This window comes from Trichocoleus desertorum ATA4-8-CV12, assembly GCA_019358975.1.
GTDB lineage: Bacteria > Cyanobacteriota > Cyanobacteriia > FACHB-46 > FACHB-46 > Trichocoleus > Trichocoleus desertorum_A.
Genome location: JAHHIL010000034.1, coordinates 30,588 through 55,667 on the forward strand (window position 1 = coordinate 30,588; position 25,080 = coordinate 55,667).

The 25,080-nt window shown below is 48.9% G+C and carries 25 protein-coding genes and 1 tRNA gene; 9 read left to right on the forward strand and 17 right to left on the reverse strand.

Features of this window, described 5'->3' with window-relative positions; genetic code table 11:
- Positions 1–17: 17 nt before the first annotated feature.
- From KME12_19615 to KME12_19640, 6 genes are all read right to left on the reverse strand, one after another.
- Positions 18–227, reverse strand: coding sequence for a sister chromatid cohesion protein PDS5 (locus KME12_19615; GenBank protein ID MBW4489995.1), 210 nt, complete (start codon positions 225–227; stop codon positions 18–20).
- A 341-nt stretch (positions 228–568) separates the two neighbouring features.
- The gene (locus KME12_19620) at positions 569–1,318 is read right to left on the reverse strand and encodes a hypothetical protein (GenBank protein MBW4489996.1); all 750 of its coding nucleotides are present in this window, start codon (positions 1,316–1,318) and stop codon (positions 569–571) included.
- Complete coding sequence (locus KME12_19625) at positions 1,302–2,372, reverse strand: AAA family ATPase (protein ID MBW4489997.1); 1,071 nt, start codon at positions 2,370–2,372, stop codon at positions 1,302–1,304. The genes KME12_19620 and KME12_19625 overlap by 17 nt, the downstream gene beginning before the upstream one ends.
- A gap of 281 nt (positions 2,373–2,653) precedes the next feature.
- Positions 2,654–3,994 (reverse strand): cytochrome P450, encoded by a 1,341-nt coding sequence (locus KME12_19630; GenBank protein MBW4489998.1) that lies wholly within the window; start codon positions 3,992–3,994, stop codon positions 2,654–2,656.
- 88 nt (positions 3,995–4,082) lie between these two features.
- A complete protein-coding gene (locus KME12_19635) occupies positions 4,083–5,045 on the reverse strand; it encodes a polyphosphate kinase 2 family protein (protein ID MBW4489999.1) in 963 nt (320 codons plus the stop codon).
- Between the two features lie 191 nt (positions 5,046–5,236).
- Entirely contained in the window at positions 5,237–5,842 is a 606-nt protein-coding gene (locus KME12_19640) for a lytic transglycosylase domain-containing protein (protein MBW4490000.1), read from the reverse strand.
- Positions 5,843–6,241: 399 nt separating this feature from the next.
- Here KME12_19640 and KME12_19645 point away from each other — a divergent pair, with 399 nt between their 5' ends.
- Positions 6,242–7,045, forward strand: coding sequence for a creatininase family protein (locus KME12_19645; GenBank protein ID MBW4490001.1), 804 nt, complete (start codon positions 6,242–6,244; stop codon positions 7,043–7,045).
- On the opposite strand, the gene KME12_19650 is transcribed toward KME12_19645, so the two are convergent.
- Positions 7,002–8,075 (reverse strand): SGNH/GDSL hydrolase family protein, encoded by a 1,074-nt coding sequence (locus tag KME12_19650; GenBank protein ID MBW4490002.1) that lies wholly within the window; start codon positions 8,073–8,075, stop codon positions 7,002–7,004. The genes KME12_19645 and KME12_19650 overlap by 44 nt on opposite strands.
- Positions 8,076–8,411: 336 nt before the next feature.
- On the opposite strand from KME12_19650, the gene KME12_19655 reads away from it, so the two are divergent.
- Together KME12_19655 and KME12_19660 are read left to right on the forward strand one after the other, a co-directional pair.
- On the forward strand, positions 8,412–8,606 hold the full coding sequence (locus KME12_19655; protein ID MBW4490003.1) for a hypothetical protein: 195 nt from the start codon (positions 8,412–8,414) through the stop codon (positions 8,604–8,606).
- 209 nt (positions 8,607–8,815) lie between these two features.
- A complete protein-coding gene (locus KME12_19660) occupies positions 8,816–9,202 on the forward strand; it encodes an ankyrin repeat domain-containing protein (GenBank protein ID MBW4490004.1) in 387 nt (128 codons plus the stop codon).
- A gap of 43 nt (positions 9,203–9,245) precedes the next feature.
- Here KME12_19660 and KME12_19665 read toward each other — a convergent pair whose 3' ends face one another.
- Positions 9,246–10,079: a tetratricopeptide repeat protein gene (locus KME12_19665; protein ID MBW4490005.1), complete on the reverse strand. Its 834-nt coding sequence runs from the start codon at positions 10,077–10,079 to the stop codon at positions 9,246–9,248.
- Positions 10,080–10,588: 509 nt separating this feature from the next.
- Between KME12_19665 and KME12_19670 the strand changes: the two genes are divergently transcribed.
- Entirely contained in the window at positions 10,589–12,142 is a 1,554-nt protein-coding gene (locus KME12_19670; GenBank protein ID MBW4490006.1) for a hypothetical protein, read from the forward strand.
- Positions 12,143–12,444: 302 nt separating this feature from the next.
- Here KME12_19670 and cobA read toward each other — a convergent pair whose 3' ends face one another.
- The 4 genes from cobA to KME12_19690 all read right to left on the reverse strand — a co-directional run bounded on the left by cobA (position 12,445) and on the right by KME12_19690 (position 16,266).
- Positions 12,445–14,088, reverse strand: a complete 1,644-nt coding sequence (gene cobA / locus KME12_19675) for a uroporphyrinogen-III C-methyltransferase (GenBank protein MBW4490007.1) — start codon at positions 14,086–14,088, stop codon at positions 12,445–12,447.
- 132 nt (positions 14,089–14,220) lie between these two features.
- Positions 14,221–15,075, reverse strand: coding sequence for a DUF72 domain-containing protein (locus tag KME12_19680; GenBank protein ID MBW4490008.1), 855 nt, complete (start codon positions 15,073–15,075; stop codon positions 14,221–14,223).
- A 68-nt stretch (positions 15,076–15,143) separates the two neighbouring features.
- A tRNA-Ser gene (locus KME12_19685) sits at positions 15,144–15,228 on the reverse strand.
- Positions 15,229–15,336: 108 nt separating this feature from the next.
- Positions 15,337–16,266 carry a TIGR04168 family protein gene (locus tag KME12_19690; protein MBW4490009.1) on the reverse strand — a complete coding sequence of 310 codons (930 nt, stop codon included), beginning with the start codon at positions 16,264–16,266 and terminating at the stop codon, positions 15,337–15,339.
- A gap of 128 nt (positions 16,267–16,394) precedes the next feature.
- Between KME12_19690 and KME12_19695 the strand changes: the two genes are divergently transcribed.
- Positions 16,395–16,772: a type II toxin-antitoxin system RelE/ParE family toxin gene (locus tag KME12_19695; protein ID MBW4490010.1), complete on the forward strand. Its 378-nt coding sequence runs from the start codon at positions 16,395–16,397 to the stop codon at positions 16,770–16,772.
- Between the two features lie 2 nt (positions 16,773–16,774).
- On the forward strand, positions 16,775–17,104 hold the full coding sequence (locus KME12_19700; protein ID MBW4490011.1) for a helix-turn-helix domain-containing protein: 330 nt from the start codon (positions 16,775–16,777) through the stop codon (positions 17,102–17,104).
- Between the two features lie 49 nt (positions 17,105–17,153).
- Here the strand turns inward: KME12_19700 and KME12_19705 are convergent, their stop codons facing one another.
- Positions 17,154–17,429, reverse strand: a complete 276-nt coding sequence (locus KME12_19705) for a YbjN domain-containing protein (protein ID MBW4490012.1) — start codon at positions 17,427–17,429, stop codon at positions 17,154–17,156.
- A 527-nt stretch (positions 17,430–17,956) separates the two neighbouring features.
- On the opposite strand from KME12_19705, the gene nadA reads away from it, so the two are divergent.
- Positions 17,957–18,928 carry a quinolinate synthase NadA gene (gene nadA / locus KME12_19710; protein MBW4490013.1) on the forward strand — a complete coding sequence of 324 codons (972 nt, stop codon included), beginning with the start codon at positions 17,957–17,959 and terminating at the stop codon, positions 18,926–18,928.
- A gap of 236 nt (positions 18,929–19,164) precedes the next feature.
- Here the strand turns inward: nadA and KME12_19715 are convergent, their stop codons facing one another.
- The 3 genes from KME12_19715 to KME12_19725 form a co-directional block, all read right to left on the reverse strand.
- On the reverse strand, positions 19,165–19,644 hold the full coding sequence (locus KME12_19715) for a TerB family tellurite resistance protein (protein ID MBW4490014.1): 480 nt from the start codon (positions 19,642–19,644) through the stop codon (positions 19,165–19,167).
- Positions 19,645–19,768: 124 nt separating this feature from the next.
- Positions 19,769–21,556, reverse strand: coding sequence for a M61 family metallopeptidase (locus tag KME12_19720; protein ID MBW4490015.1), 1,788 nt, complete (start codon positions 21,554–21,556; stop codon positions 19,769–19,771).
- Between the two features lie 119 nt (positions 21,557–21,675).
- Positions 21,676–22,359 carry a Crp/Fnr family transcriptional regulator gene (locus tag KME12_19725; protein MBW4490016.1) on the reverse strand — a complete coding sequence of 228 codons (684 nt, stop codon included), beginning with the start codon at positions 22,357–22,359 and terminating at the stop codon, positions 21,676–21,678.
- A gap of 79 nt (positions 22,360–22,438) precedes the next feature.
- On the opposite strand from KME12_19725, the gene KME12_19730 reads away from it, so the two are divergent.
- On the forward strand, positions 22,439–22,657 hold the full coding sequence (locus tag KME12_19730; GenBank protein ID MBW4490017.1) for a hypothetical protein: 219 nt from the start codon (positions 22,439–22,441) through the stop codon (positions 22,655–22,657).
- A gap of 380 nt (positions 22,658–23,037) precedes the next feature.
- On the opposite strand, the gene KME12_19735 is transcribed toward KME12_19730, so the two are convergent.
- Positions 23,038–23,619 (reverse strand): thioredoxin family protein, encoded by a 582-nt coding sequence (locus tag KME12_19735; protein MBW4490018.1) that lies wholly within the window; start codon positions 23,617–23,619, stop codon positions 23,038–23,040.
- A gap of 145 nt (positions 23,620–23,764) precedes the next feature.
- Here KME12_19735 and KME12_19740 point away from each other — a divergent pair, with 145 nt between their 5' ends.
- Entirely contained in the window at positions 23,765–24,499 is a 735-nt protein-coding gene (locus KME12_19740; protein ID MBW4490019.1) for a 2-phosphosulfolactate phosphatase family protein, read from the forward strand.
- Positions 24,500–25,080: the final 581 nt, after the last annotated feature.

The window sequence follows — 25,080 nt, forward strand, 5'->3', positions numbered from 1 at the left end:
AAGTATCTAGTGCAATCTCACCACTCACTCACGTCTACCTGGCGACACTCGGTTGCAATTGCTTGTTGTAGTTCTTCTGCTTCTGAGGTAATTAAAATTCCTGCAAACTTTGCGAGAGGATGACTCTTGCGGCGAGCCTTAACCCAATGCAAAAAATCCAGCACAGTCTGGACTAGATCATCGGGAGCCTGTTCGAGTTCCTGAATCAATTGCTCACGATTTGTCATGCGCTCAAGGTTTCCTACGAAAACATGCTTGTCCAACTTTAGTATATGCAAATACTGAGTTCGGCCATTAGCAAGGTATTTCAATCGCTATATCGCGATCGCGCCCAACTACATCAGCAAAATCATTATTGACGATATACCGAGTCCTAATACCGCGATGCCCTTCCCCAGCAACGCCACCAACCAACTTTGCAGTGCTTTTCCAGCACACCGATAACTACACAGGGAAAAAACTCAACGTGGAGCCAGCTAACATGTTGACTGAGTGGTTGCTGAGAACCTTTGCAACATCCCTTGCTAGTCTACTCCAACCGAGCTGTTAGTTAACTTATTTGCTATTTCTACAACACTTGATGGATACTCTCAACAAGCCTCTCAACAAAGTTAACTGCATCACCAACAAGTACTTCATCAATGTTCCATCGACCTCCAATATTAAAAGTTGGATCTATATCGGCTTCATGAGCAATTTTATTTCTCCGATCAACAATTGAATTTAATTGCTGCTTAACATCTTTTGCAGATTTAGTCATTTGAATAGCTACTTCATCCCACAATTTCTTGTCTGAGATGTATCTGATTGCATCGGCAATTTTGTCTGCTTGTTGAAAGCTCTGATATCCTAGACGTTCCCTGATTTCACTTTCTAACCAGGAAGTATTATTTAGCTTATCCAGGATGCTACTTGATATCGCGGGAATTAAGTCTGAAACTGTGTAAGATTGCTGGACAAATGTATACCCTTGAGTTTGTTGAATTTCAGCTTCAAGCCAAGAGGCAATATCAATTGCTGTCAGTCGATCTTGACGCGCGCCGCCCAGCGTTACGTGAAAGCGTGAGAACGCTGATTGAGTTGTATTTGCTGAAGGTGCTGGTTCGGAACGACTTCCTCGATGGATTTCCAGCATTCCTAATGTTACAACTTCATGTACATAATAATCCAAGGCGCTTACAGCAAGAACCAGTGCAGCACGTAACATGTCTGAAACATCAAGTGCACCTGTAGCTTGAGCTTTTACAGAATTGTGAAGTGCAATTAGGTCTCGAACACGACTAATACTGATGCGAAACTGGTCAAGCGCTGACTGCATACGTAGAGCTTTCGGAACTTAGTGCAATAATTTTGTCTGCTAAATTTGAAAAAGTTTGTCTAAACTCCTCCTGTTTCTGCTGATTGTTAACTAGGACAACTCCTCCTTGTCCTAGTTGCTGAGGAGTTAGTTCATAGACTGGGGTTCGATGCTCTTGAGATTTAGCAATCAGGCTATTAAAATTTGAAATTTTTGCAAGCGTGAAACTACTTTCAATCCCCTGATTTCTATAGATGTCACTTGGCAACAGCATATTGCTTCGCCCTAGGATTGGAACCAGTTTTTTAGAGACAGCTTGTTCAATCTTCTCAATCCAGATTTGGAACGCAGTAGTTTCTTTGCCTCGAATAATTCGATAGTTCTGAACAATTGTTCCTAAAAAACGCAGATTAACATCAGGAAAAGGATAATTAGCCTCTCTTAGGATTTGAAGTGAACTCGCTGATTTAGCCCAGGCATACCATCTTGGTAAAACCTTAGCCAAAGAGTCGATTGCCATTACAGAGAAAAAGTCAGCAGTAGTAGGCACTAAGAAGAAGTCACTAATCATCAGCAAATTCTGGTTAATTGAGCCTAAGCTGGGGCTCATATCAATCAAGATATAGTCTGCATTAAACTTAGCTGCTGTCTTCTCAAATAAATCATTAATAGAACCTGGCAAGTTCTTAAGAGCTTGAATTGAACCACTCAGCTCTTGAGCAATGCCTAGTGTTACTTCATACTCAGCAAAGCCAACGTGACCAGGTAATAAAAATAAATCATCTCGACCTTGTATTTGAATGCAATCAACAGCCTCAATTGCTTTTGGTTGCGACTCGAATGCAGGAGCCAATCCTACCTTTATATTGGAGGTTGTATTGTATATTTCTTGAATTCTCGCCTCGTCATCCTCAGTTTCCTCTCCCAAAGCCATGCCTGTGAGATTGCACTGGGGGTCGCTGTCAACAAGAATTACTCTTTTTCCTTTTGAAGCAAGCATCCAGCCCAAGTTGAAGGTGGTTGTAGTTTTGCTGACTCCGCCCTTGTGGTTGAATAAAGCAATTTTTTGAACCATTGCACCAAGCCTTCCTGTGAGATTGCGATCGCTGGCTGCTCGAAACAAAACGGAAAAGGTGAGGTCTTTCCTAACCTTTTGTCTTCAGTATAGCTTGAAGCTTTTTGACCGGAGACTTACATGTTCCATATAATACCCCTGATTTAGCTAATTACAGAGGATTTCCCAGCATTTCTTTGGACTAATTCCCTCTCTCCTTCGGTTTAATATGCCGAAAGCAGTATTAGACGGAATCCAAAGCACTGCAATGCAAATACAACCCAGAAAACAATATCCCTAATTCATCTCTTTCCCGTCATCACCATGCGTACTCCGCCTTTAGGAGCGAGGGTGAAGCCACGGCGTTGGAGTTTCACAGGCTCATTCCCTGTCAAAGTTAGTTGGTATTGAGAAAGCACGGTGGCTAGAATCAGCTTCATTTCTAGCTGTGCTAAGGCATATCCCAAACACCGCCGACTGCCGCCACCGAAGGGGAGATATTCGGAAGGAGAATATTGTCGCTCTAGAAACCGTTCTGGCTGGAATTGCTGAGCATTGGGATATAACTCCTCTCGGTAATGCACCAGATAAATGCTGGGGATAAAAGTGGTTTCAGGAGCAAACTCATGCCCTCCTACCTTCACAGGTGATTTGGAAATGCGAGGAAAGATTACTGGAAGAACTGGATACATCCGTAATGCTTCTTGACAAACTGCATTCAGGTAAGGCAACTGAGTTAACTCCATTGGAGAGGAGCGATCGCCCAGGCTATCTAATTCATGCAGCAGTTTTTCTAGAACCTGTGGGTTGCGATGAATTTGATAGAAAGCCCAAGCCAGGGTGGTAGCCGTGCTTTCATGTCCTGCAAACAAGATTGTTAGGAGTTCATCTCTGATCTCCTCATCGGTCATGGCTTTTCCCTGTTCATCCCGCACCGCCATCATCAAACTCAGGACATCCTTTCGACCTGTATCTCGGGTTCGTCTCTCTGCAATTTCTGCTTGCAAGAGATCATGCACCTGGCGTTGCCGCTGTCGCATTTGGCCCCAAGGACTCCAGGCTCCCCAATCTTTTTGCAAGAATTTCAGGAATAGGACACTGGAGCGGAGGGGAGAATCCGTCATGTCTAGCCACTGGGTAAGCAATGATTTGAGTTGTTGGTAGCGTTCTCCCTCGCTTAAGCCAAAGACAATTTGCAGAATGATTTCTAGGCTGACCCGTTGCATGGCAGTTCGAGCCACGAAGGTTTGCCCAATTTGCCAGCGGCTAGCTACCTGTTCTGTGATTAGGCAGATCTGTTGGGCGTAGGTCTGGAGCCTTTCTCCATGAAAAGGCGGCATTAACAGTTTGCGATCGCGACGGTGGCGATCGCCATCCATCAACATCAAAGAGTTGCGCCCAATCAGCGGTTCCGCGATCGCATTGGCTCGACCAATATCAAACTTGGCATCCTGATTAAAAATATCCTGAATTGCTTGCGGATTTCCCACTACTATCGGAGTTCCCAAGCTGCCTAGCCGCATCGTGAAGATATCACCATACTGCTGGCTGTATTTCTGTTGAAACTTGATGGGATCGGCAATCCAATTGAACAGTTGCCACCAAGCAGGTTTATTAATGAGATTTGGTAAGGGGCTAGACATGATCTCTCTTTGCTGATCTACTTTTATGATCTAGCGTTTTATGATTTCACGCTGTCTGATCTCGCACTTGCTGCTTTAGGGCGATCGCTCAATCGGGAATCACAATCTCATCTAATCCGGCAGGGTCAGTGGGATATTGAGGATTCATGGCTTCTAGCGTATCTGCGATCGTGCGGGCCACCACTAGATTGCGATACCACTTCTTGTTAGCGGGAATCACATACCAAGGCGCATATTCTGTCGAGCAGGAATTGAGCGCATCTTGAAACGCCAATTGGTAATCATCCCAAAGGAGACGCTCTTTGACATCGTTCACCGAGAACTTCCAGCGCTTATTGGGTTCAGCTAAGCGAGATTCAAGGCGACGCTTTTGCTCATCTTTGGAGATGTTGAGAAAGAACTTGAGCACCATGATATGGTTCAGAGCCAGCATATGCTCAAACTCATTAATCAACTGGTAGCGCCCCCGCCAAACTTGCTCTGGCACCAACTGTTTCACTCTTGTCACCAGCACATCTTCGTAGTGCGATCGGTTAAAAATAGCAATCATGCCCCGTCCCGGCGCGCGTTGATGATACCGCCAGAGAAAGTCGTGACTGAGTTCATCAACACTGGGCTGCTTAAATGACCAAACCTGGCATCCCTGCGGATTCACGCCCCGAAACACGTTCTTGATCGTGCCATCTTTGCCTCCGGTATCAATGGCTTGCAACACGATCAAGAGGCTTTGTTTTTGCTCTGCATAAAGACGAGCTTGTAGTTCTTGGAGCCGTTGGCGTTGCTTTTCTAATTCTTGTTCTGCGTCTTTCTTAGTGGGGTAATCATTTGACGCATTGGGGTCTAGATCGGCCAGAACAATGGGTTGATTGGGGCGAACGCGATAACGCGGATAATCTGGGCTAGGCGGGCGATCGCCAACATTATCCTCTGGGGTCATGACATCAGCAATTGCATCGGTGGCCTGATTCGCGGCTTTCTTAGCCTGACGCATCTCAGAATTAGCGTCGCCTTCTACCGCTGCGTTTTTGGCTACGTGCTTTTTCTTGCCCATGTCCTTCTCCCTGGTTGATCAACTTGACTAACCTGACTGAATTGCGCCATTTCAGGTTGTCTGTTTTCTAAGGTCAGGCGATCGCTAACTTTTGCTTTGCAATGCCGCGATCGCCTTCAGCCTTATTCTAGCGACAGCATTTAGTCGCCCTTTCATCCAGAAAGCTTTCAACAGATCTCAGTTGGCCATCATTACCAGGAGCTGTAGCCCAGTTGAGTCAGTCCTAACAAGCCTTTTTGTTGTTCATAGCGCTGCAAAATGGCTAGCGTATACTCGGCAACACTGGGGTAGCGATGCCCACCATAATAGCTGGCTGTCGTGTAGTTATAGCGGTAAGGCTTGCCACTGTACCAATGAGAAGCCACCCGACGAACGGCGATCGCTTCATCTCCGTTGCTAGCAACCAAAGCGGCTTGCCAGTATTGATTGAGTTTGAAGTCAATCACTTGTAGTTGCAGTTCGGGGCTGTTGAGAAATTCGGAGGCGCTAATGGAGTGCCCCAGAGCTTCTTTCGTCCAGCTAGGGACATTAGCAGGCATAACCTGACCATAGCCCAACGCTCCAGAATGGCGGTTCACAGCGCGAAAATTAGCTCCACTTTCTTGTCCAATAATGGCGCGGCGCAAAGCAACCACCTGAGCAGGGAGCGTTGAGGCTGGTTCTACTTGGAAATCGTAAGTACTTGCCTGAGCAGCCGGAACCACCACTGGCAAAGCTAGCCCTCCCACCAATAAGCCTCGAACAATCAGAGCAGTTACGGCTGTGAGGGAGCGCGAACTTGTCCACTGTTTTAGCAAAATCTAACCTTCCTAAAGTCAACTTCACACTGAACTTGAGAGACAGACCAAAACTCAAGTCTCCTTAAGATGCCTGTGCTCCTAAAACAGCAAATCAGTGAATCTACGGCTGTTGGCTCTCTGCTCAGAGAATTTAGCGGCAATTAGCAGGGTTGCGATCGCTGAAAAGCTGATGCTTTGGTTTAGACTAAGGCCAAAATGAATCCAAGCAGCCACCGCATGTAATTGGACTTGTGATTGAACTAGCAAGGTTTGGGGCGATCGCTAGAAGGAAACCTTCGTGCTTATACTGAACCGAATGAAGTTCTAGAGCGTGAGAGGCTAGGAATTAGCTTGAAGCAATCGGTGAACTACGGTATTGAATGAATCAGGATAATTTTTTAACAAAGATTTTAATTTATGCATAGCTTTATTCCCCCGGAGCGGTTTTTTCCTTACCTTACCTGGACTGAAATTCAAGCCATGCCAGATAAGGCCAATGTAGTGCTAGTTCAGCCACTAGGGGCGATCGAGCAACATGGGCCACATTTACCGCTGATTGTCGATGCCGCGATCGGGGTGGCTGTTTTGGGCAAAGCCTTGCATCAACTAGAGGCTAGCATTCCTGCCTATGCCTTACCGCCGCTGTACTATGGCAAGTCAAATGAGCACTGGCACTTTCCGGGTACGATTACGCTCAGTGCCCAAACGTTGCTGGCAACTCTAAGCGAAATTGCTGAGAGCGTCTACAGAGCTGGATTCCGCAAGTTGGTGCTGATGAACTCTCACGGTGGACAGCCACAAGTGCTAGAAATTGTTGCGCGGGATTTGCACGTTAAGTACGAAGATTTCAGCATTTTCCCTTTGTTTACCTGGCAAGCACCCCACATTGCCAAAGAACTCCTCAGTCCCAAAGAACTGGCATGGGGCATTCATGCGGGAGATGCAGAAACTAGCCTGATGCTGGCTATTTTGCCAAACCAAATCCGGATGGAACGGGCGATCGCCGAGTATCCCTCAGAGCAACCTGAAGGTAGCCTCTTGAGTATGGAAGGCAAACTACCTTTTGCTTGGGCCACGCGAGACATGAGCCAAAGTGGAGTAATCGGTGACCCAACGACTGCCACCGCAGAGAAGGGCGATCGCCTCCTAGAGTCGCTAGCAGCAGGTTGGGCGCAAGTTATTCAAGATGTGTATGCGTTTCAGCCCCTTCAGCCTTATTAGCAGCCCTATTGATTAGGCCACGCCGCTTCACTTGGCTGATGCCTAAACCTGCTAAGGCTAGTAAGCCCAAAGTAGCAGTAGGTTCGGGTACAGAAGCGGGATCTTCATCGCTAGAGCGAAGTGTTGTCAAGGCCAAATTGCTAATAGCCTGGTGAGCGGCTGTGGTGGGATGAATGCTATCCCAAAACAAATACTCGTTGGGATTACTACAGATGCTAAAGGGTTGTTGATTAAAGCAGGGTTCGGTGACGTTGGTAAAGCCAAACTGCGACGGTTGGCTAATGACTTGTTGAAACAAAGCATTGACGTCAAGCGGAATGATATTGGCATCAAAACCAGGCGAGCGCTCTAAATTTCCAATTTCCTGAAAGAGAAGATTATTGTGAGCTTGAGATAAGTTGTTCAGCCTCTGAGCATCGGGAGTGGTACGGGTTAAAGGTAAAGTGCCTAAATCTGGCAAGTTCAGCACTAAAATACTTCGCGCCCCAGCCCCTTCAAGGGCAGTCACTGCCGTTGTGAGGTTGGTAACCGAAGGGTTAGGGTCGTTGAAGGGCTGAAAAGCGCTTTGCGTGGGTAGGTAGTCATTGGCTCCTGCCCAGAGTACAAAAAGGGCGTTTGGATTCGCAGGAAGCGGTAAGCTCAGGAACTGAGCAATTTGTTGTTGCAGTGCTGGGAAAAGGGGAAATACGGTATTGGCTGTGCCTGAGGTGGCACCCCCAAAGGCAAAATTGGCTCCTTGAATCGGTGGATTTTGAGCTGAAAGCTGAGTGCTAGGTAAGGGGCTGAGACCCAGTTGACCTGCTAAGTATTCCGCCCAAACAGGGCCATTGCTAAATCGCTGGGCATAGGGAGGACTAGGAGGAACTAAACCCCCTGATGCTCTATAGGCGTTACCAGGATCGCTCAGACTGTCGCCAAAAAAATAGACTTGGTTAAAGCTTAGGGTGGCTGCGGTGCTAGGCTGGCTGACCAAAGCCAAGCTGCCAACCGCGATCGCCACTCCAGCAATTCCTGTCAATACTGATTTCATGAAGCTGCCGTAGTTCTAGGTATTGTTCATACTATTTGTAGCAACCTTTACGTAAGATCACCCAATCTTTGGAATAAATTTACGAGAAGTTCACCAGCCTGCTAAACAGGAGTGTTACAACGGGGCTAAGGAAGTGAAGTCTCCAGTGCGATCGCTAGACTTTATTTTCGCTCTTTACCCTAACTACAGCCTAAAATTTGTAACTTTAGATACTATTTCCGTCTTGATTTCATTACATTGGAGTTAGAGACAGTTCAACTTCCAGATTTCAGCTACGGATTCTAAGCCACAGTTTCTAAGCCACAGTATTTAGTTCTGTCAGTCGAGGTTTTGATTATGCCTGAGCTTACCTGTACGATTCCAGTTCCCCGGACTCCTCAAGAGTTAGATCAAGCCATTCAGCGCTATCGCAATACCGATTTGCACGGCTACGAACTTTTTTGCCAGTGGCAAGCCATCTGCGAAGGCTCTATGCAGCAAGACTTTTCGGAGCCTAGTGCAGACGCAGTCCCAGGAGAAGACAGCTATTAAGCCTTTAGCCGCCTGATTCTAAATAAAATTGACACTGCACACCATTAGGGATGTCCCCCACAAACGTCATCTCTAATGGTTGGCCTTAATATGGTTCGCCTTAACTAGGAGCGGGCAAACCCAAACGGGCAAGCGACATGCCAAGCTCTAGATACAGTTGATGAGCAATAAGTTTTTAGGATCTTTAGGGTGGCTGGCGATCGCGAGCCTTGGCAACTGCTGCGATCGCCACTGTGCCCAATCCTTATCAATGGGCACTTTTAAGCAAGCTCAGCATCCAACCCCACCCTAGTCTTTGCCAAGATGCCACCGCCATGAGGCGTTACCTCAACAGTGGTGGTAATCCTAATGCGATGACAAGAGGAGGTGATGTGCAAGTCAAACGTAAGGATGGCATGACTCCTTTAGCGATCGCGGCTCAATTCCAGGACGCCAAAGGAGACAAGATCAAACTATTGTTGACGCAAGGCGCGGATGTGAACGCCAAGGATAACCAGGGCAAAACCGTACTGCACTATTTAGCGTCTGCCTATGCGATTGAAAAAAGAAAAGCTTTTGAGCTGCTATTAGCCGCAGGAGCCGAAATTAACCCCTAGCTTCTAGACTTGCTGTCTAAGCGATCGCCCACAAGCCACAAACCTAATCAAGCACCAGCGTCTGGTCTATCCTCTTAATGGCTCGCTTAATTAGCTTGGCTCCTTTAGGATTGCCATGGGCTAAGCACAGCTCATTGGCTTGTTGTAAGTATTCCAAACCTTGATCTACATCGCCTTGCTTACTAAAAGCAATGCCTAAGTTGTAATGAGTTTCGGCAGAGTCAGGAGCGAGATCAAGCGCTTCTTGAAACTCCTCGATCGCCTTATCTAGTTTTCCTTGTCGGCCTAGAGCTACACCAATCTGATAATGCATCTCAGCCGACAGTTCGTAGTTTTGCTCCAAACTAAAGCGGTGAGAGCCATTAGCTGCCTGTTGAGGTTGCAGTTGCTGATGGCGTAAGTTCTCGGCGGCTTTTCTAGCAGCGCTGCTCAGTTGAGCTTGAGAGGCTTGGACTTGCTGTTTGGCGGTCTGAGCCGTGTCGGCTAGCTTCACTTGAGATGAATGAACCACCTGCTGGGCAGAGTCAGCAAGGCGAGTGGCAGAAGTCTTGACTTGCTCAGAAGCATCCTTAACAGTGCTAACTGCTCCTTCAATGGCTTGAGTAGTTGTCGGACTGTCGTCATTGCTAATAGTCGCCCCAGCAATGGTCCCAACCACAGCCCCAATCGTGGCTCCGACCCGACCCGCAAACAAACGCCCGATCGCTGCACCTGCTACGCCTGCACTCACAGCAGCCGCAACGGTGGTTTTGACGGGATCAGTTCCCAGTTTCTCCGCTAGAGTACGGCCTTCTACCTGCTCTGAGGTGGACTGAGTTGTGGTGAGATCAGCAGTCTCAAAGGGTTGGTCGAAAGCCTGGATGCTACTGCTAGTCATAGTCGTCTCCATTTACTAAAAATCGGCTCAATCCGATGCGGTGTCTGATAAACATTTGTTATTTACCCATTAGGTTACTGAACTGAGTCAGCAAGTTCACTAAGCCAAAGAGAGACTGTTGCAACCTCCCAGTCAGCCCGTAGTCGTACGCCGGAATAAACAAAGCTAGGGCGATCGCTAAGCTTGCCTGAGCACGGAGGTTTTGGGTAATTCTGTACCAGCTAATCTACTAGAAGGAATACACCTGAAGGTGTGTATTCATAAGTCCACAGAACCAAGATGGTTTAAGATGTCTGCTGATGCATTATTTACTTGCTCTTAGCGTCAAGCCTAGGTTGTACTTTGTCCTAGAACAGGGAACTTTATAGGAATACTTTGTTTCAATCAGTGAATTGGTTGAAGATTTGAAAGATTTGAACTGCCGTAGGCTGCATCAAGCCAGTTTTGCCTAGTCCTGTTCTTGTGTGTGCGAAGGAGTATTTCACCTTTCCATGAGATTTTCGCGACTGTTGCCCTCTGTATGTCGTCAGAGCCAAACCCCAAAAACTCCCTCTTGGAAGTCTTACTATCGCGGTTTTGTAGCTACTGCTGCCTTGACAACCAGCCTCATCAGCCAAACCGCCTGGATTCAACCTCTTCAAGCTCAAGCAGCAGCCTACTGCCAGCTTTCAGCTGAGGCGATCGCGCAAAAAGAAGCGGCTCGTCAAGCAGCCATGAAAGGAGAAGAGAAAGCTAAAGAGCGTTACAAAGCCTTAGTTCGTGAACATGCGGCGCAAATGCAGCAGTGCCGCAGCCGTACCTGGCCCCAAACGCAAGCCATTTGGTTGCGCCTTTACCCCTGCGACTTGCAGCCAGGAGCGATCGAAAGCGTCATGGATCGCATCATCAATCGTGGCTACAACCAAGTCTATGTAGAAGTTTTCTACAACGGGCAAGTGTTGCTACCAATGGCGGAGAATCCTACGTCTTGGCCTTCCGTGGTTCGCGTACCAGGTTCTGAAAAAGCTGATTTGTTAGCCCAAGCGATCGAGAAAGGCCGTGAGCGGGGGCTGAAAGTCTATGCCTGGATGTTCACGATGAACTTTGGCTATTCTTACTCCCAACGACCCGATCGGCAACAAGCGATCGCTCGCAACGGCAGAGGCGAGACCACAACAACCACCCGCAATATTTTTGACCCCAACGGGGAAACGGGTGTGGTGGTTGCAGATGAAACTTTTATCGATCCTTATAGTATTCAAGCCAAACAAGACTATTACCAGATGGTGCAGGCAGTGACCCGTCGCCGTCCAGACGGAGTGCTGTTTGACTACATTCGTTATCCCAGAGGCACAGGGGCAGCTTCAGTTTCCAGTAAAGTTCACGATTTGTGGATCTACGGGGACTCAGCTCAACAAGCCTTGTACCAACGCGCCTTGAATAATAAGGGCTTAGAGCTAATTCGACGATTTTTAGGGCGGGGATATATCACGGCTGGAGATGTGGCGGCGGCGGATAAGCTGTATCCCCAAGAATCAGAACCGATGTGGCAGGGCCGCATTCCTTCTAACCTGACTAAGGCGTTGCCAGCGACTCAGCGCCAACCTTTCCTGCAACAAGAGCTATGGCTTTTGACGGTGGCTCATGCGTTGCAGGGCATTGTGGACTTCTTGAATCTGGCAGTCTCGCAAGTGCAGCAGCAGGGCATGACGGCGGGTGCTGTCTTTTTCCCCGACGGCAACCAGACGATTGGGCAAGGGTTCGATTCCCGATTGCAGCCGTGGGAGCGTTTTCCTGCTTCGATTGAGTGGCACCCAATGTCTTATGGTGTTTGCGGTGCCTCTGACTCTAGCTGCATTGTCTCCTTGGTGCGGCGGGTCGTCAGTATGGCTCCTCCAGGTGCCAGAATTACTCCAGCGATCGCGGGTGCTTGGGGGCAATCTCTCGGCAACCGTCCGCCTCTAGAACTTCAGATGCAAGCGATTCGCCAAGCTGCTCCCCAAATTAATGCAGTTAGCCACTTTGCCTACTCCTGGCAAGACCCCCAATCCGATCGCGATCGCAAATCCTGCAAATTGCGGTAAACATCCTGCCCAAATCGTTACGCTGAATCCCCTTTTCTGGTATGCCCGCAAGGCTATATTTTGTGAAGCTTCAAGCCTTATTCCCCCAGAATTGGCAGGGTTGTTTCATACAACGAAAGCGTTCCGAACTAGGCCCCCCTAGCCCCCCAAGTTTGGGGGGAACAAGACTCAAAGTCCCCCAGAATTGGGGGATTTAGGGGGCAGTGCAGGGAGTTGAACCACATTTCAATTTTTCCTCTTGTAACATGGAACAGCACTGCTCAGAATTGGGGGGGCTAGGGGGCGACAAAGGTTATCAGTCGTTAGGCTTGTGATGTGGCCCGCTCTACAGCCCACTGAGCGATCGCCTGGGTCAGCCCTGGCAGAGTATATTCTTGTGCTTCGACCTCGACTCTTCCAAAACGCTCAAGACAGGTTTTGGAGGTCTGGGGGCCGATAGAAGCAATGCAAATTCGTTGAAGTTCATCAATCAGAAACGAATGTCCCAGGGCTGCTTCGACAAGCTGGCAGAAATGCTTCACGGTTTTGGAGCTAGCAAAGGTGATGATATCCACGGAGCCGTGTTGTAGAGCATTGAGGGCAGCAGGGGCGATCGCGGCAGGGCAAGCAGATTGGTAGGCAGCCACTTCAACCACTTCTGCACCTTGAGCGCTGAACTCTTTCACCAGCACTTCTCGACCCCCACTCTCAACTCTGGGAAACAGAATTTTGCTACCTTGCAAGCTAGCTTCAGGGAAATGGGTCACTAAGGAATCTGCAACAAAATCGGGTGGGGTGAAATCTGCTTTAAGGCCACGCTGTCCTAAACTGCTAGCGGTTTTTTGTCCTACCACGGCAATTTTAACGCCTGCCAAGGCTCGCGCATCCTTGCCTTGAGCGGCTAGACGTTCAAAAAAGTAATCCACAGCATTGGTTGAGGTGAGGACTAACCAGTCAAAGCTGTGAAGCTGCGCGATCGCCTGATCCAACTCTTGCCAACTGGACGGCGGGCCAATCTCTAAAGTGGGCATTTCAATCACTTGAGCACCAATGGCTTGCAAGCGATCGCAAAACTCACTCGACTGACCGACCGAGCGAGTCACTAGGACAGTTTTACCCGTGAGGGGCAATTGAGTTATTAAGGCTTGATCAGGAGTGCTAACCACAGTTCCAGGGGATAACAGAGAATTCAAAACCAACCCGTTTATCGGGTTTGTCTGTGTATCATTCTGCCTGTTGGTGGGCGATCGCAGGTAGTCTTGTAGCCGTACAACTTCACCAATCGTAATCACGCAAGGCGAGAGAGCGATGCCCGCCGTTTGCGCCACGATGGTTGCCAAGGTGCCGACCCAAACTTGCTGTTGTGGTCGTCCTGCCCAACGCACAATCGCGATCGGGGTATCGGGCGATCGCCCCTGTTGCTGCAACCGCGTCACAATCTCGGCTAAGTTTCTGCCGCCCATCAGCAAGGTGAGGGTTTCGATTTGAGCTAAAGCGGCCCAATTGAGTGCATCTAGGTCGTGAGCGGTGGCAACGGCAAAGCAGGAACTTAGAACTGGATCAGTGAGGGGAATACCTGCAAATAAAGGCGCGGCGATCGCAGAAGAAATTCCTGGTACGACTTCAAACACACAGTTAGCTGCCACCAAAGCCTGAATTTCTGAAGTAGAGCGACCAAAAATAAACGGATCACCACTCTTCAGTCGCACCACTTGTTTTCCTTGGAGGCAATACTCCACCAGCAGGCGATCGATCTCAGTTTGGGGTGTGCTTGGTTGTCCCCCTCGTTTGCCCACGTTCAGCTTCAAGCAAGTCTCAGGGACGAATTGCAGCAACTCCTCCTCGGCCAAGGCATCGTAAACTAACACCTCAGCTTGGGTGAGCAGTTGATATCCGCGCACCGTTAGGTAAGCTACATCTCCTGGCCCAGAACCCACCAAATAAACTTTGCCTGGTTGCTCAATCATTTGCCCCCTCCCCAACCCTCCTCGATACGGAGAGGGGCTTTTAATTCCCCATTCCCTCGTAGGGAAGGGGGTTAGGGGGTTAGGTTCTATGTTTGATTGTTCTGCGTCCATCTAGTTGTGCAAATACCGTTCTTAAAACAAGCTGAGCTGAGCGGGAGGCTGATCGAAACTATCCCACGGTAAGGCAGGGATGGGTACACCTTGTTGTTCCAGCAGGTGTTGAAAAGCGCGGGCATGACCGGGCGATCGCGCTTCTTGGGGGCAGTGCATAAAGAAGTAAACGCGAGTGCCTTGATGCAGCCATTGCTCTACATGAGTCACCCACTCCGCCCAATATTCCTGATTCACGTCTCGCTCTGGATGATTGATGAAGCGAACCAAACTAAACGGAGCCGTGACACTGGGTTGCAGCGGCAGCTTAGGTTTGCGTCGCTCTGAATTTAACTGCGGGTCGTCCGGGCCATTGTAAACCGCGCGAGTGTCGAGCAAAACTCGTCCTACCCCCAAGTTTTCTAGAAGCTCAGTGAGTTTGATGGCATGAGTGGCCTTAAACCAATCTAGGTGGCGCACTTCTAAAGCTAGAGGCGCTGTTTCGCGCGGCCATGCCTGGAGAAAAGCGGTGAGATCATCGATCCAAGCAGGATTGTAGCTGGGCGGCAACTGCACAAACATCGGCCCCAAGCGATCGCCCAACCCTTGCATGTGTTCTAGAAATCCCAAAGCGGCGGGAATTTGCGGCTCTAGTAATCCTTGATGGGTAATATCGCGCGGTAACTTGAGGCAAAACTCAAAGCCAGGAGGTGTTTCTGCTGCCCATCGCGCCACCGTTTCTGCATCAGGAACCGAGTAAAACGTGGTGTTGCCTTCCACCGTAGTAAAGCGACGACTGTAGAGTTGCAGGAAATCAGCAGGACGACTCTTCGGGGGAAATAAATCTCCCACCCAATCTTTGTAAGCCCAAACGGCACAGCCTAGAAAAAAGTTCATGTTCTTGATCCTAGACTGAAACCTTACTCTGGTTTCACTAAGACTCGCCCGACATTTCTATTTCTCAACGGAGAGGGTGGGATTCGAACCCACGGTCTCTTTCGAGACACTCGATTTCAAGTCGAGCGCATTCGACCACTCTGCCACCTCTCCAGGTATTTAGTTAAGGTTTCTATCCACTCAGGCAAACCCAAACCGAAGAATATTCTAACCCGTTCAGCTCCAAACTGTTGTATTTTTGCGGCAATCTTACGACTTTTTCTACACTGCTTCGGCCACAGCATTGGTTTTGCGGTACATCAATTGCTCTGAAACTACCTCAAACGCTTGATTTACCCAAACCAAAGACGCTTGCTCCACTACCCCAGCTTGGAGAGAAACCAAAGAGAAATTGCGTAAGCGATCGCCCTCAACTGCCTTAATTCGAGGCACATTGGCGGCATTGAGATAAACGGTACCTCTCGCGTCTTCATAGACAGAAGTTCTTAAGCGATCTCTGGTGTGGCGGAGGTTGTGGTGCATGTGCCCAAAAGCGACTAGTGGCACTGTTTTGTTGAGGAGATGAGTTTGCGCGATCGCAGCAGCAAAGTCAGGATCACCATAATCTCCGCCGATGGGCATCCAATCTCGGCCACAAGGGTCTTCTGGGCGATCGCCGAGTCCAGTAGGGCCGCAGTGACCTAAAAAGATCACGGTTTCGTGAGTCGTACTTTGAACTGCTTCTAAGATTTTGGCGGTCGATTCTTGGAAACTTGTCACTTCGTAACGTTCTCGGTAAAATTGTTCGTTCTTCCAAGAGGAGCCACCCCAGCTAAACGGGCGACTGCCCACAACGGTTAAGTTAAAAACGGGAAAGTCGAGCTTGCTGTAGCCGACGTGGGTTTCACCGAGCAAATCTAATTGGTCTTGCACCCAGTCTTCTTTAGTGCGATCGTAGGGACATTTTTTTCTGCCCCAGTCAGAGGCACTATACCAAGCGTCGTGGTTGCCCATGATGGCGGCTTTAGGCACCTCTACAGCAGCGATCGCCCGGACCACTTCTACGGATTCGTTGCCAAAGTCGCCCACAAAGAACGCTAAATCCACGCCTAAATGTTTCAGGGCTTGCCCATCTTCGGCTTCCCAAGCATCGTGGACATCACCAATAACAGCAATTTTGATGGTTTGATTGCGATCGCTCTGACTGCTCATGCCTATTCCTTTTCGTCGCTAGGGGCTGACCAAACCAACCCTTTTCCAGGATAGGCAAGCATTGAACGTTTTAACAGGACTTTAGGACAGAGTTGACACTAATATGCCAAAACTAGCATACTGATGATATGAGTTCAAATTTGAAACCAGTTGAATGGGTTGGAAGCTCCCTTGAGGATCTGAAAGATTTTCCAGAGGAAGTTCAGCAGGTTGTTGGATATGCTCTGTACTTGGCTCAATGCGGTGAGAAGCATCCCTTTGCTAAACCACTCAAAGGATTTAAGGGTGCTGGGGTGCTTGAAGTAGTGGACGACTTTGATGGAGACACTTATCGAGCTGTTTACACCATAAAATTTGTCGATGTCGTTTATGTCTTGCACGCTTTTCAGAAGAAATCAAAGCAAGGGATTGCTACACCCAAACAAGACATTAAGTTGATTGAGGCAAGGCTTAAGCGAGCCAAGGAACACCACTCTCAAAACTACAAAAAGCAGCAGGGAAAATAAGGATGAATCAAGAAATTAAAGTACAAGCAAGTAGTGGCAATGTCTTTGCCGACTTAGGGTTGGAGAACTCGGATGAATTGCTGGTGAAAGCAGAGCTCGCTCGTAAGATCAGCAGCATTATTACCAAGCAAGAAATGACCCAGGCTGAAGCAGCAGAGCTTTTGAAGATTGACCAACCAAAAGTGTCTGCCCTAATGAATGGAAAGTTATCAGGGTTTTCGACGGTACGACTATTCCGCTTCTTAAACGCTTTGGGTCAAGATGTGGAGGTTGTAGTAAAAACTAAACCTAAATCTCACTTGCAGGCTAGAACGCGGGTTGTTACTTCATAATTTTTTCGTATTTACTCTGATTGATAGAAATTTTAGGTAATTGAAAATCTTAAAGTTGATCAACACCGAATAATGTCTCTTCCAGTTCGTCAGCTTTAGATGCAACCATCATAATGCTTCGAGCAAAGGACTCGATATCAAGATTGCTAATTTTGGCACTTACCGTTAGGACTAGTTGATTTTTGTCATCTAGCCTTAAGCAATAAGGAGCAAATGCGTCTACGCTGCGTAAAGCATGAACTGCTGATTCCATAAGAGTAATTTCACCAACAATACTAAAAATACCTACCCAACTTTCACCAGTACCACTCTTAAAGTTAATCAACCATACAAGCTGTGACGTCCGGTGCTAGTAGCAATTTCAAATCTGGCGCAATCTCCCCACTTTTCAGTTAATACTTGATGGCTGTAAATTGAATTCTCTCGCAGATCCAAAAACTGTTTGTAAAGTATATTTAGCTCGTCATCCGAGAAGAAATTATCATCATCTACAAATATGAGTTGATTGCTGGGAGTTGATACGGCTGGCACAACAATTATCGAAGAGCATCGAGAACATTTTCCGCGTAGCCCAGATTTCGAGTTGTCTGTCAACGCTTAATTCATTTCCACACTGGTGACAGCTAAATTCAATCACTTTCTACTCCTTACTAAATATGTTCTCAATGATTATGCCCATTTTTATTTCCTAAAGTGATTACCCTCTGTTTCAGGGATATCTGATTTCACTGAAGTGCTTCAAGTGCAATATTGGGGCTGGAACACGGAACACCTGGCTTTTGGTGAAAAACACTATAATTGAAGTACAATAGAATACTTCACACTTCTTTGCACTCTAGGTGGCTTGCAACTGTGTTTACCACTGCCCTTCCTCAGCAACGCTCCAACCCATCCACTGCTTTGCCTCATGACCTGTTTGCAGCCATCCAAGCGCTGAAGCAAGAACTGAACGCGATTATTCTGGCTCACTACTACCAAGACCCAGACATTCAGGATGTCGCTGATTACTTGGGAGATTCATTGGGTCTCTCGCAACAAGCCGCCCAAACTGATGCGGATGTGATCGTGTTTGCGGGGGTTCACTTTATGGCGGAAACTGCCAAAATTCTCAACCCTACTAAGTTGGTGTTGCTGCCCGACTTAGACGCGGGTTGCTCCTTGGCTGACAGTTGCCCACCTCAAGCTTTTGCCGAGTTTAAAGCAGCTCATCCGAATCATTTGGTGGTGTCTTATATCAACTGCACCGCTGAGATTAAGGCGATGAGTGACATCATTTGCACCAGCTCCAACGCGGTCAAAATCGTGCGCCAAATTCCCGAAGACCAACCGATCATCTTTGCGCCCGATCGCAACTTGGGTCGTTATGTGATGGAGCAAACTGGGCGAGATTTGGTGTTGTGGCAAGGAAGTTGCATGGTGCATGAAACTTTTTCTGAGAAAAAGATTGTGCAGTTGCAGATGGAGCATCCAGAGGCGGAAGTGATTGCTCACCCGGAATGTGAACCTGCGGTGCTACGTTATGCTCAATATATTGGCTCGACGACGGCGTTGCTAAAGTATGCAGAGCAAAGCGATCGCCAAGCTTTTATTGTGGCGACGGAACCGGGGATTATTCACCAAATGGAGAAGCAAGCACCTCACAAGCGATTCATTCCTGCGCCGCCGATGAATAATTGTGCCTGCAATGAGTGTCCGCACATGCGGCTGAATACGCTGGAGAAGTTGTATTTGGCGATGAAGCAGCGATCGCCGGAGGTTACATTACCAGAAGATATAAGGGTGGCGGCGTTACGTCCGATGCAGCGGATGTTGGAGATGAGTTAAACGGCTTTAGTTAAACATTTTTGCAAAATCCGAACCTTGGGGGCACTCGCCCCCAAACCCCCGCTGAGGGACGGTTGCGTCCCCCAGACCCCCTCCAAACGAACTTGAGTGTGAGTATTTCGATATCAGGCATTGTTGTGAGTTCTTCAGTCCTCACTCCTCTCCCCTTACCCCTCACCTTCTGGCTTCTTACTCCTCCTTCCCTAGTAGGGAAGGGGGCTGGGGGGTTAGGTCATTTACCCATTAATAAAGTGCTGAATTTGCACGACTAACAGCTCGACGATGCCGTCTTGGGTTTCTAGACTGGTTTCGGCTTCGGCTTCGACTCGCTGCACGACATCGGATGACAGGTTTAGTAAGCTTTTTAGGCGCTCGTAGGCTGTGGCTTCTTCTTCGTTAATTTCTGGTTCGTTGGGGGTACGGGCGCTGGAGCGAATCACTTCGTAGCCTAGTCGTAGTACTAGCTCGCGCTCTTCCTGTCTGTCTAGTTTGGGAATGATCTCTTCGAGCGGAATATTTTGAATCAGATAGTCTCGCAGTTCTTGTTGCAGTTTCTGTTGCTGCTTGGGATCGGTGGCAAACAAGCGACTGAATTGGTCGAGTATGAGGTCAATTTCTTCTGTAGCCAGGTGGCCGTCTGACCAAGCCATTGATACCACGGCTCGCAACAAGTTCATCTGGCGAGGGGTAATGGATGGGGGCGGTTGAGTCGGCATGATTTCCCTCCCATTGGGAAGTGTGAAGAAGTAGGCAAACATCGAATTGCTTGCCCTCACGCTAACATACAACTCCGGAAGCGCTTTAATAGTTGATGCGGTTCTTAATGAGTTCCGAATTGAGTTAGGCGATCGCCTTAAGGGGAACTCCTAACCAACTCGCAAAGTTTTGTTCTTGAGCTGGGGAAGGGTCGTCAACTACGACAAGCTGGTAACGGGTGGGACGCGGTTTTGCTAGGGTGACGGCGCTGCTGCGTAACTCGTCTTGATGGAAGTGGCTAATCTCAACCGTTTGTCCGGGTTGGAAGTCTTTGAGGCGATCGCTCAGTTGGTCAGCGCTAATCCGGAAGCCATTGATGGCAAGCAGCTCATCTCCAGCGTCAATCCCTGCTTGGTGGGCGGGGGAACCTGTTTCAACGAACTTGATTGTTTCGCGGCTGTTTTCAGTTTTGACGGTTAGCCCTAGGAATGGCGGTTGGTCGTCGCTGTCGCCCTCGGCTTGTAATCGCAGGCCAAAGGGTTCTAGAAAGGTGTCGAAGGGGAGTTCTTCGGTGCCGTCGATGTAGCGGGCAAAGAAGTCAGACAGGTCAGTGTCGGCGACCGCTTCTAGGGTGGCTTTCAGTTGCTCTGGGGTGAAACCGATTTCGTCTTTGCCAAACTGCTGCCACATCTGTCGCAGTACGTCGTCGAGCGATCGCTGGTTACTATGCCGTTGCCGAATCAGCAGATCCAGCAGGAAGGACACCATCTCGCCTTTGAGGTAGTAGGAGATTTGTGAGTTGGCGCTGTTGGCATCGGGGCGATAAAGCTTAATCCAGGCATCAAAGCTGGATTCACTGGCAGGCTGCACTTGCCGACCGGGGGTGGTTTGCAGGCGGGTAATTTCTTTGCTTAAGTTGCTGAGCAAGGTTTTCGCGTCGTAGATGCCTGCCCGAAAAGGGATGTTGAGGTCGTAGTAACTGGTGGTGCCTTCGCTAAACCAGAGGGAGGTGGTGTAGTTTTCCTGCTCGTAGTCAAACACTTCTAGCGGTTTAGGGCGAATCCGCTTGACGTTCCACAAATGGAAGAATTCGTGCGCCACCAACTGCATAAACCGCTGGTACTTCTCTTTCGCGCGGAAGCCAAAGCGGGGATAGTTGAGGGAGCAAGCGTTTTTGTGCTCTAAGCCGCCGTTGCCTTGGGGGGATAGGTGCAGCAAAAACAGGTAGGAGTCATAGGGCAGACCCCCAAATAGCTCGGCTTCTACGTCAATAATTTTTTGCGTGTCTTGAATGATCCGATCGGGGTCGGTGTTGCCTTGGCCCCAGATTGCCAGTTGATGCGGTTTGCCCTGAGCTTCAAATTCATACAGGGCATGGGTGCCAATTTCAAACGGGCTATCTACTAAGGTGTCAAAGTCAGCGGCGTAGAAGGTATGAGTTTGACCAGGCACTGGAGGGAGGGGGGTGGCGACTTGCCAGTTGGGGTATGGAGGCGCGATCGCGACTTGAATCGGTTGGTACTCAAATCCAGGGAGGTAAAAGAACAGCGCTGCCCCGTTAAAGTAGCCGTGGGTGCTGTCTAGATGGTTGGTGCGGACAGAGAGTTCGTTGGCAAAGACGCGATAGCAAACGGTAATTGCTGACTGCCCTAGCGTGTCTACTTGCCAATGGTTTTTGCTAACTTTGCGCCAAGGCAAAGCATCTTGACCCGTAGCACTAAAGTTTTGCAGATGTTTAGCATATTCACGCACCAAGTAAGAACCAGGAGTCCAGACAGGTAGCTTCAGATCCAGTACTGGTGCTGTCCATTCTTGTACTTGCAAGGTGACTTCAAACAGGTGAGTTTGGGGGTTGGGCATTGCCACCTGGTAGCAAATTTCCAGGTTGGTGCGGGATGAGTTGCTAGGACGAGTCTGCGTCGCTTCAGTCATAGGTGATAGTTAAGCAGCAAGAAGTGTCGGCACAGGGTTGGAGTGAGTGGCGATCGCTGATCCCAGCCCATCACTCAACCCATCCCTTTAGGTTAGGTCATCTTGCAAAATTTGGCGGCTTAGGCTTTACCCGCGAGATGTGCCAGTTGTTTCTGATGCACCAGATGAATTACCTGGTGAGCTGGGTCGATTTTGATCCAGCCTTTATCATTGAGCTTTTCCATAATTTTGGCAGTTTCTTCTATCCCAATGTCGGCTACGTCTGCCAAGTCTTGAAAGGGAATATTGAAGATTTCGGTGCCTTTGTTGGAGGCTTGGCCGTAGTTTTCACCCAAAGAAACCAGGGTATTGGCGAGCTTGACGGCAGGGGGTTGATGCCGCAGTTGAAACCGGATATTGGTTTGCCGCAGCCGCCGTACCATCAGTTGCAGCATGCGGTGATGGAGTTGGGAGTCTTTGAATAAGGTTTGGATAAATCGCTGAGCCGAAATGCTGAGCAATTGAACGGCTGAGAGGGCAATGACATCGGTCGATCGGGGAGATTCGTCCAGAATGGCCATTTCACCAAAGAAGTCTCCTTGACCTAAAATTGCCAAGGTCAGCACATCTTCTCCAGCGTGCCGACGCACTTTCACCCAACCGGAAACTACAAAGTAAACGGCATTACCCCAAGCGTCTTCCATTAAAACCGCTCGGCCCGCTGGGTAGTCGTGTTCTGTGGCAATGGACATCAGCCATTCCAAGGTTTCGGGGTTGGCGGCGTTAAAGAGAGGAAAAAGCTCGTTAAAAGCTTCAGTCTGCATGAAGGATCTTTAGGATAGGACGTAGGATTAGCAGCAGGTCAAAACTAGAAAACCGAGGAACCTAGAGGGAGCAGTGAAGGTGCTGTTCCTCTCTACGATGATAGGGCGGGTGGATGTAGCTAAAGCGGGAATGTACGGATTCTTAGAAGTGAGTCTCGGTAATATTAGCGATCGCTGGGCAGCAGATTTAGGAGACAAAGTCCTAGTTTTGCGCTGTCTAACCTGTTCCTTCTATGTTACAGCTTGCGGTTGGGGTGTTGAGGGATGGTCTATTACTAATGTTCATGAAGCACCCTGATGGATATTTCTGTAGCAAAAAATATTGATGCTTTGGTGGACGATGGGGATAGGGCTGAGGTTTCCGGGTGTGGGTTGATTTGTTAGGTTGCGGTACGTTGACTAAAACCGAGCCTTGGGGGCACTCGCCCCCAAACCCCCGCTGAGGGACGGTTGCGTCCCCCAGACCCCCTCCAAAGTGGTTTTTCTGATTATTTTGAAAGTTTGTCTAACTCCCCTCGCCCAAAATTGAACTCCTCCAACATTGGTTGGTTTTGTTGGCTGTTTTACTCCCCTCGCCCAATTCTGGGCGAGGGGCCGGGGGAGAAGGCCAATGTTGCTTTAGAAGTGGGTGTAGTGGGTAGATTAGCGATCGCTTTAACCGTAGCCTTAACCCTGGCTCTAGCCGTAGTAGGCAGGTTCGTTACCTGGTTTCCATTTGATGTTGCAGCCGATGCTGGGGAGTTGCTGGGAGTTGATGGGTTGGTTGGATAGGGCTGCATCGATCGCGGCTCGTAAATCTTGGCCTGTAACGGGTTTGTCGTTTCCGGGGCGGCTGTCGTCGAGTTGACCGCGATAGATCAGCTGGCGATTGGCGTCAAACAGGAAGAAGTCGGGGGTGCAGGCGGCGGTGTAGGCTTTGGCTGTGGCTTGGGTTTCGTCGTAGCACAGGGGGAAGGTGAACCCAAGGGTTTGAGCCATTGCTTTGAGGGAGTCGGGGCCGTCGTCGGGGTATTTTTCGGCGTCGTTGGCGCTGATGGCGATGATACCAAGGTTTTGGGTGGTGTAGTCTTGACCGAGTTGGGCGAGTTGGTCTTGAATGTGCTTGACGAAGGGGCAATGCTGACAAATGAACATAACGAGTAGCGCTTGTTTGTCAGCAAAGGTGGACAAGGAAATGGTTTGACCGGACACCACATCGGGTAACTGAAAATCTGGGGCTTGGGTACCCAAAGCCAGCATGGTTGAGGCAGTGCGTGCCATGTGATCAACTCCTTACAATTCATCTCAAACACCCTTGGCATCTTAACGCCTTCGTCTGGGAAGTTGAGCCAATGGCTTGTAATGTGCTGTAGAGAAACGGTAAAAATTAGAAGCCACGTCGTCTTTGTTTTGTAGCCCGACTGATATGAAGCTATTTGTTTATCACACGCCTGAGTTGGTTCCGTCTGACGCAATTCCTGATTGCGCGATCGCAATTGATGTCTTGCGAGCCACGAGCACAATGGCGACGGCCTTGGCAGAGGGGGCAGAAGCGGTGCAAGTGTTTAGTGATTTGTCGGAGTTGCTCCAGGTGAGTGAGCAATGGCCTGCTGAGCAGCGGATTCGGGCTGGAGAGCGGGGAGGTGCCAAGGTAGAAGGGTTTGATATGGGCAATTCTCCTCTAGATTGCACCGCAGCTAGAGTTCAGGGGCGACGGCTCTTTATTAGCACGACCAATGGCACACGCTGCCTGCAAAGGGTGCAAAATGCAAAAACGGTGCTAGCGGCAGCGCTGATCAATCGTCGAACAGTGGCAAATTATTTGTTAGCACAACAGCCAGAGGCGGTTTGGCTTGCAGGCTCTGGCTGGGAAGGTAGTTTTTCGCTGGAAGACACGGTTTGTGCTGGGGCGATCGCGCATACGGTCTTGACAGAAAGTGGGGCCAAACTAGATGAGTTGGCAGGCAATGATGAAGTCATTGGAGCGATCGCGCTTTACACGCAATGGCAAGAGCGTTTACTAGACCTATTGCACCACGCCAGCCACGGTCAACGTTTGCTCCGCCTCAATGGTCACGAAGATTTGAAGTATTGCGCCACAACGGACATTCTAGATGTGCTGCCGATTCAGCGAGAACCTGGAGTTTTGGTCAGCAAGTAACTCAAATTGACCGCTAGTAGGGCCAGCTTGATGGCGTATTCGTGAGCCAGGAATGGGGGTTGAGAGCTGAACTGCCAATCCCCAGCCTAAATACATCATTCAGCGGAAGAAAGTCAGTTGCTTTGCGGATGAGTTGTGTCATCAAGTAATCGGATGATGACAACACAGACACAGTGAGGCATGGATCTTCGATGGACAGCATTTCTAGTTTAATTATGTCTAGAGGATGCCTGCTAAAAACAGAAAGCCTTGGCGGTGAAGAGTTCTATTGGCTAGAAAGCCCGCATTTCACAAGCAGACTTTATAGCAACTTAGAAGAACTAGTGGCTTTAGTCCAGAGGCTACCTATTACTTTCAGTGCTGCTCAACAATATTGGGATGATAGCTTCCGTCACAAATTTCATTCCAAGCGCTAGGTATATTTATTTGTATTTATTGGTGTTGAAGAAACTGTTGTAAGGGGCTTGCAAATAAATAAGATACCAGTCACTCTAGCAAGAATGGAGCCGGGAGTTCCCTCCCTTGCTCAAGCTTGCTAGTGAAGGAAACCCTCCAACGATGTTCAATGACACGATTAAAGC

Excerpts from the sequence above, each read along its gene's own strand:
- KME12_19615 (MBW4489995.1), bottom strand. The coding sequence starts at position 227 with ATGACAAATCGTGAGCAATTGATTCAGGAACTCGAACAGGCTCCCGAT.
- KME12_19620 (MBW4489996.1), bottom strand. The coding sequence starts at position 1,318 with ATGCAGTCAGCGCTTGACCAGTTTCGCATCAGTATTAGTCGTGTTCGA.
- KME12_19625 (MBW4489997.1), bottom strand. The coding sequence starts at position 2,372 with ATGGTTCAAAAAATTGCTTTATTCAACCACAAGGGCGGAGTCAGCAAA.
- KME12_19630 (MBW4489998.1), bottom strand. The coding sequence starts at position 3,994 with ATGTCTAGCCCCTTACCAAATCTCATTAATAAACCTGCTTGGTGGCAA.
- KME12_19635 (MBW4489999.1), bottom strand. The coding sequence starts at position 5,045 with ATGGGCAAGAAAAAGCACGTAGCCAAAAACGCAGCGGTAGAAGGCGAC.
- KME12_19645 (MBW4490001.1), top strand. The coding sequence starts at position 6,242 with ATGCATAGCTTTATTCCCCCGGAGCGGTTTTTTCCTTACCTTACCTGG.
- KME12_19650 (MBW4490002.1), bottom strand. The coding sequence starts at position 8,075 with ATGAAATCAGTATTGACAGGAATTGCTGGAGTGGCGATCGCGGTTGGC.
- KME12_19655 (MBW4490003.1), top strand. The coding sequence starts at position 8,412 with ATGCCTGAGCTTACCTGTACGATTCCAGTTCCCCGGACTCCTCAAGAG.
- KME12_19665 (MBW4490005.1), bottom strand. The coding sequence starts at position 10,079 with ATGACTAGCAGTAGCATCCAGGCTTTCGACCAACCCTTTGAGACTGCT.
- cobA (MBW4490007.1), bottom strand. The coding sequence starts at position 14,088 with ATGATTGAGCAACCAGGCAAAGTTTATTTGGTGGGTTCTGGGCCAGGA.
- KME12_19680 (MBW4490008.1), bottom strand. The coding sequence starts at position 15,075 with ATGAACTTTTTTCTAGGCTGTGCCGTTTGGGCTTACAAAGATTGGGTG.
- KME12_19690 (MBW4490009.1), bottom strand. The coding sequence starts at position 16,266 with ATGAGCAGTCAGAGCGATCGCAATCAAACCATCAAAATTGCTGTTATT.
- KME12_19695 (MBW4490010.1), top strand. The coding sequence starts at position 16,395 with ATGAGTTCAAATTTGAAACCAGTTGAATGGGTTGGAAGCTCCCTTGAG.
- KME12_19700 (MBW4490011.1), top strand. The coding sequence starts at position 16,775 with ATGAATCAAGAAATTAAAGTACAAGCAAGTAGTGGCAATGTCTTTGCC.
- KME12_19715 (MBW4490014.1), bottom strand. The coding sequence starts at position 19,644 with ATGCCGACTCAACCGCCCCCATCCATTACCCCTCGCCAGATGAACTTG.
- KME12_19720 (MBW4490015.1), bottom strand. The coding sequence starts at position 21,556 with ATGACTGAAGCGACGCAGACTCGTCCTAGCAACTCATCCCGCACCAAC.
- KME12_19725 (MBW4490016.1), bottom strand. The coding sequence starts at position 22,359 with ATGCAGACTGAAGCTTTTAACGAGCTTTTTCCTCTCTTTAACGCCGCC.
- KME12_19735 (MBW4490018.1), bottom strand. The coding sequence starts at position 23,619 with ATGGCACGCACTGCCTCAACCATGCTGGCTTTGGGTACCCAAGCCCCA.
- KME12_19740 (MBW4490019.1), top strand. The coding sequence starts at position 23,765 with ATGAAGCTATTTGTTTATCACACGCCTGAGTTGGTTCCGTCTGACGCA.